Annotated in this window: 13 protein-coding genes; 4 read left to right on the forward strand and 9 right to left on the reverse strand. The window is 70.3% G+C overall.

Annotated elements, in window-relative coordinates; all coding sequences use genetic code 11:
- Positions 1-67: 67 nt before the first annotated feature.
- Complete coding sequence (gene purL, locus NJE57_RS08285) at positions 68-2,368, reverse strand: phosphoribosylformylglycinamidine synthase subunit PurL (protein ID WP_319027925.1); 2,301 nt, start codon at positions 2,366-2,368, stop codon at positions 68-70.
- A 54-nt stretch (positions 2,369-2,422) separates the two neighbouring features.
- The gene (locus NJE57_RS08290; protein ID WP_319027926.1) at positions 2,423-3,634 is read right to left on the reverse strand and encodes a saccharopine dehydrogenase family protein; all 1,212 of its coding nucleotides are present in this window, start codon (positions 3,632-3,634) and stop codon (positions 2,423-2,425) included.
- Positions 3,635-3,865: 231 nt separating this feature from the next.
- Between NJE57_RS08290 and NJE57_RS08295 the strand changes: the two genes are divergently transcribed.
- Both NJE57_RS08295 and NJE57_RS08300 read left to right on the forward strand, forming a co-directional pair.
- Complete coding sequence (locus NJE57_RS08295; RefSeq protein ID WP_319027927.1) at positions 3,866-4,072, forward strand: hypothetical protein; 207 nt, start codon at positions 3,866-3,868, stop codon at positions 4,070-4,072.
- Positions 4,073-4,285: 213 nt separating this feature from the next.
- On the forward strand, positions 4,286-4,474 hold the full coding sequence (locus tag NJE57_RS08300) for a hypothetical protein (protein WP_319027928.1): 189 nt from the start codon (positions 4,286-4,288) through the stop codon (positions 4,472-4,474).
- 72 nt (positions 4,475-4,546) lie between these two features.
- Here NJE57_RS08300 and purQ read toward each other — a convergent pair whose 3' ends face one another.
- The 4 genes from purQ to NJE57_RS08320 all read right to left on the reverse strand — a co-directional run bounded on the left by purQ (position 4,547) and on the right by NJE57_RS08320 (position 6,954).
- Positions 4,547-5,224 (reverse strand): phosphoribosylformylglycinamidine synthase subunit PurQ, encoded by a 678-nt coding sequence (purQ, locus tag NJE57_RS08305; RefSeq protein ID WP_319027929.1) that lies wholly within the window; start codon positions 5,222-5,224, stop codon positions 4,547-4,549.
- A complete protein-coding gene (purS, locus tag NJE57_RS08310) occupies positions 5,221-5,475 on the reverse strand; it encodes a phosphoribosylformylglycinamidine synthase subunit PurS (RefSeq protein ID WP_319027930.1) in 255 nt (84 codons plus the stop codon). Before purS ends, purQ begins: the two co-directional genes overlap by 4 nt.
- Positions 5,476-5,627: 152 nt before the next feature.
- The gene (locus NJE57_RS08315) at positions 5,628-6,362 is read right to left on the reverse strand and encodes a DUF2334 domain-containing protein (RefSeq protein ID WP_319027931.1); all 735 of its coding nucleotides are present in this window, start codon (positions 6,360-6,362) and stop codon (positions 5,628-5,630) included.
- Between the two features lie 91 nt (positions 6,363-6,453).
- Positions 6,454-6,954 (reverse strand): glutathione peroxidase, encoded by a 501-nt coding sequence (locus NJE57_RS08320; RefSeq protein WP_319027932.1) that lies wholly within the window; start codon positions 6,952-6,954, stop codon positions 6,454-6,456.
- Positions 6,955-7,017: 63 nt separating this feature from the next.
- On the opposite strand from NJE57_RS08320, the gene NJE57_RS08325 reads away from it, so the two are divergent.
- Positions 7,018-7,296 (forward strand): helix-turn-helix transcriptional regulator, encoded by a 279-nt coding sequence (locus NJE57_RS08325; protein ID WP_319027933.1) that lies wholly within the window; start codon positions 7,018-7,020, stop codon positions 7,294-7,296.
- Positions 7,293-7,829, forward strand: a complete 537-nt coding sequence (locus NJE57_RS08330; RefSeq protein WP_319027934.1) for a hypothetical protein — start codon at positions 7,293-7,295, stop codon at positions 7,827-7,829. Before NJE57_RS08325 ends, NJE57_RS08330 begins: the two co-directional genes overlap by 4 nt.
- Positions 7,830-7,871: 42 nt before the next feature.
- On the opposite strand, the gene NJE57_RS08335 is transcribed toward NJE57_RS08330, so the two are convergent.
- Genes NJE57_RS08335 through NJE57_RS08345 form a run of 3 tightly spaced genes read right to left on the reverse strand, consistent with a single transcriptional unit; the run spans position 7,872 to position 11,902 of the window.
- Complete coding sequence (locus NJE57_RS08335) at positions 7,872-10,097, reverse strand: S9 family peptidase (protein ID WP_319027935.1); 2,226 nt, start codon at positions 10,095-10,097, stop codon at positions 7,872-7,874.
- Complete coding sequence (locus NJE57_RS08340; protein WP_319027936.1) at positions 10,094-10,987, reverse strand: phosphoribosylaminoimidazolesuccinocarboxamide synthase; 894 nt, start codon at positions 10,985-10,987, stop codon at positions 10,094-10,096. Before NJE57_RS08340 ends, NJE57_RS08335 begins: the two co-directional genes overlap by 4 nt.
- A gap of 51 nt (positions 10,988-11,038) precedes the next feature.
- Positions 11,039-11,902, reverse strand: coding sequence for an alpha/beta hydrolase (locus tag NJE57_RS08345; RefSeq protein WP_319027937.1), 864 nt, complete (start codon positions 11,900-11,902; stop codon positions 11,039-11,041).
- Positions 11,903-12,034 lie beyond the last annotated feature (132 nt).

Here is a 12,034-nt window from a genome sequence, read left to right on the forward strand (position 1 = left end):
AGGCCGGCTCCGGCCGGTCTGCATCACACCGGCCCGCCTCACACAGGCCCGACCCAGACCGGTCATCTCAGATCGGGTCGACACCGAACAGGGTCGGCAACGTCGCCTCGTGCGCACTACGGAGCTCGTCGGTGGTCAGCGTGAACTGACCCTGGACCTCGAAGGTCCCCGAGTCCGGATCGGTCACGCCGATGCGGGTGTGCGGGATGCCCTGCGCGGTGAGCATCTGCTGGAAGCGGATCTCCTCGCCGCGGGGGGCGGAGACGATCACGCGGCCGGCCGACTCGGAGAACATCCACACGAACGGATCCACGTCCTCGGGCAGCACCACCCGCAGTCCGCACTCGCCGGCGAGCACCGATTCGACGAGCGCCTGCGCGAGCCCGCCCTCGGAGAGATCGTGCGCCCCGGTGATCAGTCCGTCCCTGGAGCTCGTCGACAGGATGCGCGCGAGCGTGGCCTCCCACTGCAGGTCGACCGTCGGGGGCATGCCGCCGAGGTGACCGTGCGCGACCTGCGCCCAGATCGACCCGTCGAGCTCGTCGCGGGTCTCGCCCAGCAGGTAGACGCTCTCCCCCGGGGTGTCGCCGAAGGCGGTCGGGGTGCGGCGGGCGACGTCGTCGATCACTCCGAGCACGCCCACGACGGGGGTGGGCAGGATCGGCGTGGACCCGGTCTGGTTGTAGAAGGAGACGTTGCCCCCGGTCACGGGGATACCGAGCTCGGCGCACCCGTCCGCCAGTCCGTGGACTGCCTCGCGGAACTGCCACATCACGCCCGGGTCCTCCGGCGAGCCGAAGTTCAGGCAGTTGGTCACGGCGACCGGGGTCGCACCGGTGACGGCGACGTTGCGGAAAGCCTCGGCCAACGCCAGCCGTGCGCCGGTGTACGGGTCGAGGCGGGTGTAGCGGCCCGAGGCGTCGGTCGACAACGCGATGCCGCGGCCCGACTCCTCGTCGATCCGCAGGACGCCGCCGTCGGCGTGCTCCGCGAGGACCGTGTTGCCGCGCACGTAGCGGTCGTACTGCTCGGTGATGAACTTGCGCGAACACAGCGCGGGACTGGCCACCATGTCGAGCAGCGTCCGGCGCAGCTCGTCGCCGGTGGCCGGTCGCGCCAGCGCGGAGGTGGTGTCGGCCTGCAGTGCGTCCTGGTCAGCGGGACGCTCCACGGGACGCTCGTAGACCGGGCCGTCGTGGGCCACGGTGCGAGGGGGGACGTCCACCACCGTCTGCCCACGGAACTCGATGGTGAGCCGGTCTCCTTCGGTCACCTCGCCGATATCGGTCGCCAGCACGTCCCAGCGGCGGCACACCTCCATGAACGCGTCCACGTTCTCCGGTGCCACCACCGCGCACATGCGCTCCTGCGACTCGCTGGAGAGGATCTCGGCCGCGGTCATGCCCTCGGCGCGCAGCGGCACGTTGTCCAGCACGACGTGCATGCCGCCGTCGCCCGCCGCGGCCAGCTCGGAGGTCGCACACGCGAGCCCGGCGCCACCGAGGTCCTGGATACCCACCACCAGTTCGTCGCGGTAGAGCTCGAGGCAGCACTCGATGAGCACCTTCTCCGCGAAGGGGTCCCCCACCTGGACGCTGGGGAGCTTGCGGGGCTTGACCGGTGCGCCGTGCTCGTCCTCCTCGAAGGTCTCCGAGGCCAGGACGGAGACGCCGCCGATGCCGTCCAGACCGGTGCGGGCACCGAAGAGGATGATGCGGTTCCCGGTGCCGGAGGCGAAGGCCAGGTGCAGATCCTCGACCCGCATGACGCCCGCGCACAAGGCGTTGACCAACGGGTTGGCGGCGTAGGACTCGTCGAAGACCGTCTCTCCCCCGATGTTGGGCAGGCCGAGGCAGTTGCCGTAGCCACCGACCCCCGCCACGACGCCGGGCAGGACGCGGTGCGTGTCGTCGGCATCGGCCGGGCCGAAACGCAGCTGGTCCATGACCGCCACCGGGCGCGCACCCATCGCCATGATGTCGCGGACGATGCCGCCGACACCGGTCGCGGCGCCCTGGTAGGGCTCGATGTACGACGGGTGGTTGTGCGACTCGACCTTGAACGTCACGGCCCATCCGTCACCGATGTCCACCACGCCGGCGTTCTCCCCGATGCCCGCGAGCATGGTGGAGCGCATCGCGTCCGTGGTGGTCTCGCCGAAGTAGCGCAGGTGCACCTTGGACGACTTGTAGGAGCAGTGCTCGGACCACATGACCGAGTACATGGCCAGTTCGGCAGCCGTGGGCCGGCGGCCCAGGATCTCCCGGATGCGGGCGTACTCGTCCTCCTTGAGCCCGAGCTCGGCCCAGGGCTGGTCCAGGTCAGGGGTGTCGGTGGCGTTCGCGATGGAGTCGACGTGAGTGGTCACGCGGCCGAGTCTAGTCGGCGGTCACCCGCCGACGAATCCGCTCCCGGGCCCCGGCTACGTGGACAGGACCTCGAAGGTGAGGCCGCCGCGCTCGATGCGCTCGAGCAACGCGTCTCCCATCGCCTGGGCGGTGGTGACCTGACCCGAGAGCGCGGGCAGGTCGTCGAAGGCCAGGCACAGAGCAGACTCGGCGATCATCATCGACGTCTCGGTGTATCCCGGGTCGCCGCCCGAGACCCGGGTGACGACCCGCCGACCGCCGGCGAGCGCCACGAAGGTCACATCGAAGGACGAACGGGCGCGACGGGACTCGCTCGGCCCCGCCCCACGGTCGATCCGCTTGAGGAACTGCGACCGCAGGGGAGCGACCTGCGCACCGACCGCGAGGGCGCCGACGCCGACCATGCCGGCGGTGGCGGTGAGGGGCGATTTGACGGAGGCGTAGTGCGCATAGGTGAAGTCGGGACCGTAGCTCTCGAGCGCGGCGGCCGAGCGCAGCACGATCTGCGGATCGATGGTGGGCAGCGGCACGAGCCACCGGCCCAGCACGCTGTCGTGGTGGGGCTTGCCCGACACCGACTTGACCCGTCGACCCTCGGCTTTCCCCTGCTTCTGACGCCGCAGCTTGGCGACCTTCGCTGCGTCGCGGAGCCGGGCGAACTGGCCGATCGCCGAGTGGAAGGTGCCACCGGAGAACTGGGCGTCGGCGTGGACCGCCCCGTAGACGGACACCGGCACGCCCTCGGGGACCTGCTTCATGGTGTAGAAGACACCCAGGTCGTGCGGGATCGAGTCGAACCCACACGCGTGGACGATCCGCGCCCCTGAGGCCACGGCCTTGTCGTGGTAGTCGAGATACATGCGGTCGGCGAACTCGGGCTCGCCGGTCAGGTCCACGTAGTCGGTGCCGGCCTCCGCACACGCGGCGACGAGCGGCTCACCGTACTCGAGGTAGGGACCGACGGTCGTGATGACGACCCGCGCCGACCGGGCCATCTCGGCCAGTGACGCCGCGTTCTCGGTATCGGCGACCACGACCCCCGGTGCCGGGACGTCGGGCATCTCGGTGGCCAGCCGGGCGACGAGCGCGTCCAACTTGGTCCTGTTGCGTCCCGCGACCGCCCAGGACCCGCCCTCGGGGATGTTCCGCAGCAGGTAGTCGGCGACGAGACCGCCGGTGAAGCCGGTCGCACCGTAGAGCACGATGTCGAACGGCCGGTCGGCCTTGTCGGACGCGGACACGGGCTGGGTGCTGGATTCGCTCACCCCACGGTTCTACCGCATCACCCAACATTCGCGACCGATGGTGGACAACCACCACCACATCGACTGGGCGTTCGACCACTATCACATTGCCGTTACGTCCGGTGCCGGCCCCCCGATTACATGAGACACTTCTCACATCCCGTCACAGCGGCGGGGACGCGACGACCATCAGGGCCGCCGCGGCGGCGTCCGTCGACAGCCGGCGGAGCCGAGATATGAGAGGAGTCCCTGATGGACCTCACCGGCTCGATCATGGAAGCGTCCGAACCAGTATTCGAGACCGTCTACGGCAGCTTTATGGATGCCGGCGGCACCGGCTCCGCCTTCATCGACACCCTGGCGACGGCACCCGCCTACGCCTTCAACCTCCTGTTGATGTTCGTCGGCGGCCTTGGCGGGGATCTGGGCAGCACGGGAAGTGCCGGCGCGGTCATGTAGCCCGCGCCCGGACCGGAGACGTCCGCGCCGTCCGACCCCCGGGCGGCGCGCAACTCTGCCCCCACCGGTCACGCAAGGTGATATTCGTCACTCCTGTGTTCATATTTGAGTGGCATTCACGCAACCTGTGAAGAATCAGCTGGCACGCGCGACCATCCGGGTCGCCGGCACACGCCCTGAGCCCGCTCGGGGCGGCTACCCCAAGGAGATCCCATGGACCTCACCGGTTCGATCAACGAAGCCACCGCCCCTCTGAGCGCCGAGCTCGGCAGCCTGACGGACAGCCCGGCCGGGTCGTCCGCCATCGACACCCTGCTGCAGGCCGCGTACATCGTGCCGGCCTTCCTCCTGAACCTCTTCGCCGGCGCCGGCGCAGATGTCGGAAGCACCATGGGTCTCTGAGTCACCCCACACAATCGAAGGGCCCGCCGGGAGAGATCCCGGCGGGCCCTTCGCTATGGGCTCAGCGCCCGACTAGACCGTGACGACGGCGTCGAGCGCGGACAGGAACAAGCCCAGCCCGTCGTCGGACGGCCCGGTCAGCGGGTCGATCGCGTGCTCGGGGTGCGGCATGAGGCCCACCACCCGCCCGTTCTCCGAACAGATCCCGGCGATGCCGTTGGTGGAGCCGTTGGGGGCGTCCCCGGCGAAGCGGAACACCACGCGTCCCTCCCCCTCGAGCCGCTCGACGGTCTCGGGGGCTGCCATGTACCGGCCCTCGCCGGATTTGAGGGGGATGAGGATCTCCGCCCCCGCTTCGAACCGCCCGGTCCACGCCGTGGCGGTGTTCTCCACGCGCAGCCACTCGTCACGGCAGATGAAGTGCATGTCGCGGTTGCGTCCCATCGCACCGGGCAGCAGTCCCGCCTCGCAGAGGATCTGGAAACCGTTGCAGATGCCGAGCACGGGCATACCGCCCCGCGCCGCCGAGATGACCTCGCCCATGACGGGGGCCATGGAGGCGATCGCGCCGCAGCGCAGGTAGTCGCCGTAGGAGAAGCCCCCGGGGACGACCACCGCGTCGACGCCCTTGAGGTCGGCATCGGCGTGCCACAGGGAGACGGCCTCCGCGCCGGCCCTGGTGACGGCCCGGGAGGCATCGATGTCGTCGAGCGTGCCGGGGAACGTGATGACGCCGATCCGTGCGCTCACGAGGCCGCTCCGGCGGTGTCCACACGCACGATCGTCCAGTCCTCGATCACCGTGTTGGCCAGGAGGGACGAGGCGATCTCCTCGAGCTCGGCCTCGGTCACCCCGTCGGCCACCTCGAGCTCGAACCGCTTGCCCTGCCGGACGTCGGTGACGCCCGCATGACCCAGTCGGCCGAGGGCTCGGTGGATGGCCTGGCCCTGGGGATCGAGGATCTCGGCCTTGGGCATGACTTCGACGACGACTCGGGCCACGGTGTGAACTCCTCGTTCGATTGGTACGCGGGTCGGACCCGGACCGGCCGGGACTCGACTCAGGATCCTACCCGCAGCCCGCGGGCCCGCCGAACGCTCAGGCCCTGCGGTCGGGTTCGGAGCGGACAGGTCGGGTCGGTCTCGCGCCGCGCTCAGGCCACCCGGGCCAGGGCCACCGGGGGCCATTCGTAACACCGGGCCCGGGCCCCGTACTCCCCCGTCACCCTGTCCACCGCGTCCAGCAGCGCCGACCGGGGAGCCCGGCGGGTGAGCTGCGTTGCGGAGACGTTGAGGCGCACGAGCCCGCCGGCCGCGGCGGTGCGCCCGGCAGCGGCGACCAGGGCGCGGCACCACCAGGCGTCGGTGACGAACCCCTCGCCGATCGACAGTGCCCGGCCGCGTTCGGTGGTCCCGCGGACCACGTCGTGGACGCCGGTCAGGGAGGCGCACAGCCGGAAGCCCGCTCCAGGCAGGGCCTCGAGGCAGCCCGGGGAGGCGTTCCACCGCGGCGGGGCGAACACCCGCGTCCGCAGGCCCATGTCCGCCATCATCCGGTCCGCGGCGGCCAGGCGGACCGCGGCCTCCGCCGGTCCGATGGAGGCGAACTCGGGTCGGCGCGGCCTGGTGGCCGCCTCGTCGTAGCCGCCCAGCACGATCGCGTCACCGCGATCGCGTCGGTGACGGAGCCACCCCTGCGTGGCCCGGTCCTCCGCCATCCGGTACTCGCGCCCCCGTCTCGGTGCGACGAGCAGCGAGACCGGGACGGACCGGCGCTCCAGCTCGCCGACCAGGTCGACGGCGTGGTCCACCGTGGAATCGCGCAGGCCCGAGACGGAGACGATCAGGCGCGCAGAGGTCCGGCGCGGGGTCACGGGGTGGGAAGTCATGTGCGCATCGTTCCAGGCCTCCATGACGACGGGGCGACGACGAGGTGTACGGCAAATGTCCGAGCCCGCCGTCGGTGTCCGGGTCGACGGATCAGACCGGGAGGACGTCCTCGATCGCGTCGATGAGCTCGGGGGCACCGGGCTCCACCTTGGGACGGAAACGACCCACGACCTCACCCGACGGGGCGATCAGGAACTTCTCGAAGTTCCACTGCACGTCGCCGGCCTCCCCGTCGGCGTCGGCGACCCGGGTCAGTTCCGCGTAGAGGGGGTGGCGATCCGGGCCGTTGACGTCGACCTTGGCGGCCAGCGGGAAGGTGATGCCGTACTTCTCGCTGGTGAACGCCTTGATGGTGTCCTCGTCGCCGGGCTCCTGGCCCATGAACTGGTTGCACGGGAACCCCAGGACGAAGAACCCGCGTTCGCGGAAGTCGTCGGCCAGTTCCTGCAACCCCTCGTACTGCGGGGTGAGGCCGCATTCGCTGGCCACGTTGACCACCAGGACCGCATGCCCCGCGTAGTCGCCGAGACGGGCCTGTTCGCCGTCGATGGTCGTGAAGGAGATGTCATGGATAGTGCTGCCGCTGCTCATGTGAGCGAGCCTACTAGGTTGCGGTCCTTGACAGATTGTTGTGTTTTTACAACACTGCATTGCATGAGCCCAGTGCGACGGGGAGAAAAGCTCCCCATCTTCAACCGGATCGCCGTACTCCGGGCCGAGCACCGTCTCAGCCGGGCGGCGCTCGCCGAGCGGATCGAGGTCAACCCGCAGACCGTGGGGGCTCTCGAACGCGGCGACCACTACCCCAGCCTCGATCTGGCCTTCCGCATCTGCGCGGTGTTCGATCTGCCCGTCGAGGCCGTCTTCTCCCGCCGGGAGTTCCAGCCGATGTCCACCGAGATCTACCGCAACACCCGAGAGGACACACCATGAGCACCGTCACCGACGACACCCTCACCGCCGCCGAACGCCGCTACGAGAAGAGCGTCGCGCGACTGTCCACCAGCCTGCGTTCTTGGCGTACGCCGGAGCGCCGCAGACTGCTCGTCCGCCTGAACTGGGCATGCGTCGCCGTCATGGCGGCGATCGCCGTCGCCGGATTCTTCTGGTTCCCGATCGTGATCGCCTGGTTGCCGATGACGGTCGCGATCTGCACGGTGTGGACGATGCTGCGCACCGTGATCGACGTCAAGGACTCCGCCCCGGCGCGCTACCTCGACGAGTTCGAGACCCAGACTCTGCTGCGCGCCAGGTCGACCGCCTTGTCGGTGCTCGTCGGCATCTGCATGGTGATCGGCCTCGTGCTGGTATACGGCTCTACTGTCGAACTCGGCGACGGCCACCGCCTCGGGTATGCGATGGGCGGGATCGCGATCCTGGCGGTCTTCGTCGGCGGAATCATCCCCGCCGCGGCGATGGCCACGACCATGGACCCCGTCGACCCCGCCGACCCCGCCGACAGCTGACGAGCGCGGCAGCGCCGGGTCCGCCCCTAGCCGACTCCGCCCCTAGCCGGCTCCGGCCGTACGGACCGTCCACGCATACTCGAACGCCGTCTGACGCCACCGCTCGTACCGCCCGGACACTCCGCCGTGGCCGGCACTCATCTCGCAGCGCAACAACACCGGGCTCTCCGCCGAATCGGCCGAGGTCGACACCGCTCGCAGCCTGGCCACCCACTTGGCCGGTTCCACGTAGAGCACCCGGGTGTCGTTGAGTGAGGTCACCGCGAGGATCGCGGGGTAGTCCTTGGCCTCGATGTTCTCGTACGGAGCGTAGGACGCCATGTAGTCGTAGACCTCCGCCGAGTGCAGCGGGTCACCCCACTCGTCCCACTCGATCACCGTGAGCGGCAACTCGGGCATGAGGATCGAGGTGAGCGGGTCGACGAACGGCACCACGGCCTGGATCCCGGCGAACAGCTCGGGTGCCGCGTTGGCCACCGCGCCCATGAGCAGGCCACCCGCACTGCCACCCTCGGCCACCAGCCGGTCCGGCGCGGTGAGCCCGGAGTCGACGAGGTGACGGGCACAGTCGACGAAATCGGTGAAGGTGTTCCGCTTGGTCAGGGTCTTGCCGTTCTCGTACCAGAGGCGCCCCATCTCGCCTCCGCCGCGCACGTGTGCCACCGCGTAGGCCATCCCGCGGTCGAGCAGCGAGAGCCTGGCGACCGAGAAGGCGGGGTCGATACTGGTCTCGTACGAGCCGTAGCCGTACAGCAGCGTGGGGGCCTGCTCCCCCGCATCGATCCGCGCGGCGGTGTCCACGGACATCACCAGGGAGATCGGGATCCGCGTGCCGTCCCCGGCCGTGGCCCAGTCCCGGCGCTGCACGTAGCCGGCCGGGTCGTAGCCACCGAGGACCTCCTGCTCGCGCAGCAGTGTCCGTTCCCCGGAGACGACCGACATCGAGTAGACCCGGCCAGGGGTGACGAAGGAACCGAACCCGAACCTGAGCACCGGCGCGTCCCACTCCGGGTTTGACCCCGGCCCGGAGGTGAACAGCTCCTCGTCGAACTCCACCGGGGTGAACTCCGAATAGGCCCCCACGCCCTTTGTGGACCCCGGATCGAGTGGCATCAGGGCGAACCTCGGCAGCGCCCCCTCCCGGTACCCCAGCACGAGCACCCGGGCGAACGCGTCGACACCCTCCACCCGCACGTCGTCGCGGTGTGCCACGAGCGGGCGCAGCTCGCGGAAGTCGCGGTCGACGGGCCCGACGGGGGCATCGACCACGGCGGAGTTGGGAGAGCCCGCGTTGTGGGTGATGACGAACCGGTCCTCGCCACCGACGACCGCGTGCTCGACGTCGTACTCGACGCCCTCCTCCCGGGGGCGCACGCACCAGAACTCGCCCGCCGGGTCGGCGGAGTCCAGGCACCACACCTCGGTGGTGATCTTGGATCCCGCCGCGATCTGCAGGTACTTCTCGCTGCGTGTCTCGCCGACCCCGATCCAGTAGGACTCGTCGGGCTCGTGGAACACCGTGTCGTCGTCGTCACGGGTCGTCCCCAGACGGTGCCGCCACACGGTGTCGGGACGCCACGCGTCGTCCACGGTCACGTAGAACACGTACCGGCCGTCGAGAGACCAGGTCACACCCGCCGCGATCCCCGCGATCTCCTCGTCCGGTGCCGTGTACCCGGGGTCGAGTGAGCGGAACCGCAGGGTGTAGCGCTCGTCGCCCTCGGTGTCGGTGGCCCAGGCCAGGGCCCGTCCGTCGTGACTGACGGAGAACGCGCCGAGCGCGAAGTAGTCGTACCCCTCGGCCTCGGCGTTGCCGTCCAGCAGCAGCTGCTCACCCGGCAGCTCTACACCTGGCGAGACCTCCGGGGGGACCCAGCCCGCCGGGTCGTCGGGATCGGCCAGGTACCCGGACGGGACGGGCACGCGGCAGTGTCTCGCGTAGGACAGACCTTCCGCAGTCCGTGAGAAGTACCACCATCCGCCGGACCTGACCGGGACCGACATGTCGGTCTCCTTGACGCGGGAGCGGATCTCGTCGTACACCTCGTCCTCCAGGGGCTTGAGGCCCGCTGTCATGGCATCGGTGTAGGCGTTCTCCGCCTCGAGGTACGCGCGGGTCGCCGGGGCGTCCTTGTCGCGCAACCACTCGTAGTCGTCCACGAAGACGCGGCCGTGGTGCTCGCGGCGGTGGGGGCGACGCTCGGCCCGCGGCGGCGTGGGCACCTGTCCGTCCTGGGCGCCCGAGCCCGGCGTATCCGGGGTGCTCATGCGGTCTCACCGCCGAGCCAGTCCGCGAAGCGACGACCGGAGATCCGCTCGTACGCCTCGATGTACCGCGCGCGGGTCGCCTCGACCACCTCGGGGGGTAGCGGGGGCGGCGGCGAGTCCGAGTCGCGGTCCCAACCCGAGTCCGGCCCGGTGAGCCAGTCGCGCACGAACTGCTTGTCGAAGCTCGGCTGGACCCGGCCCGGCTCGTACCCGTCCGCCGGCCAGTAGCGCGAGGAATCCGGGGTGAGCACCTCGTCCGCCAGGATCAGCTCGCCGTCGGACAGGCCGAACTCGAACTTGGTGTCCGCGAGCAGCACGCCGCAGTCGGCGGCCATCCCGGCGGCCCGCTCGTACACCTCGAGGGTCGCGCCGCGCAGCCGTTCGGCGAGCTCGGGCCCCACGATCTCCGCGAGCCGCTCGAACGAGATGTTCTCGTCGTGCTCTCCCACCGCGGCCTTGGTGGCCGGGGTGAAGATCGGCTCCGGCAACCTGCTGGCCTCGACCAGACCCTCGGGAAGCTCCACCCCGCACACCGTTCCCGTGTCTCGGTACTCGACCATCCCGGACCCGGTCAGGTAGCCGCGGGCGACGCACTCGGCCTGCACCATGTCGAGGCGGCGCACCACCATCGCCCGGCCGAGCACCTCGGCGGGGATCCTGGCGTCGTCGAGCAGCCCGGCCATGTGGTTCGGGACGTCGAGCGCGTGGAAGAAGTAGGCACTCATGGCGGTGAGCACTCGGCCCTTGTCGGGGATGGGCGTGCTCAGTACGTGGTCGTAGGCAGAGATCCGGTCGGTGGCTACCAGTAGCAGCGTCTCGCCGTCGATCTCATACAACTCGCGGACCTTCCCGGCGGCGAGATGGCGGTAGGAGGAGAGCTCGGGTCGCATGGGGGCCAGCGTAGTCGGCGCCCGATCAGCCGCCCCGTCGGATGAGGGGTGTCAGCCCAGCCGGGCGTCGAGCCACTCGCCGAGCACCGCGTACGCCTCGTCCGCGCACAGGTCGTTGAACAGCTCGTGCCTGCCGCCCTCGAACTCGCGGTAGGTGATCTCCGGCCGCGGGTCGTGGTCCTCCCCGGCAACCTGGGCGAACCGCCGGGCGCCCTTGGCCGAGGTGATGGAGTCCGCCGACCCGTTGATCACCAACGTCGGCAGCCGTAGCGCGCTCGACCGGGCCAGGAACCTCTGTCCGCCGGCGAGCAGCGTGCCCGCGGCGAGGGCCGGTACGCCCTTGTGGTGTACGAGCGGGTCCGAGGTGTAGTCCGCCACGTACTCGGGGACGCGGGAGATCTCGTGCGGGTCCAGCTTCTCCACCGGGAGGAACGGCAGGAGGCGGGCGATCACCGGGGCCGCCGCGCGGAGCGGCGCCGGGGTGCCCTCACCCACCACGATGCCGGGCGAGGACAGGATCAGACCCGCCAGGTCCCACGGGCGGCGGAGCGCGGACTCCCCGGCGATCAGTCCACCCATCGAGTGACCCATGAGAAGGCGCGGCAGCGACTCGGTCCCGCCACCTTCCGGGGACCGGCACCATTCCAGCACGGCGTCGCGGACGGCCAGGTTGTCCCGGATGTGGGCTTCCGCCGCGACCCTGGCCCGCGGCCCCGGGGCCGTGCCGTGGCCCCGGAGGTCGTAGGTGACCACGCTGACCCCGCGGTCCAGCAGGAACCGGACCGTCCGGCCGTACCGGCCGGAGTGCTCCCCGAAGCCGTGGACCAGCAGCAGCAGGGCTCGGGGCTCATCGGCGTGGTGCAGTGTCGCCTGCAGGCCTGAGGAACCGGGGACGGGGATGACGGTCTCGCGCATGCGCCGAGGATAGCGTCCGGTCACGTCACCGCGACGCGGTTCCCGGGCGGCCGGCCACCATCCCGGAGGACGCCGTCCGCACAGCCGCCCCTGTCGATGAACTCACGCGTGAGCTTCGGCTCGGGCGGGAGT

Source organism: Dietzia sp. PP-33, from assembly GCF_033790845.1.
GTDB lineage: Bacteria > Actinomycetota > Actinomycetes > Mycobacteriales > Mycobacteriaceae > Dietzia.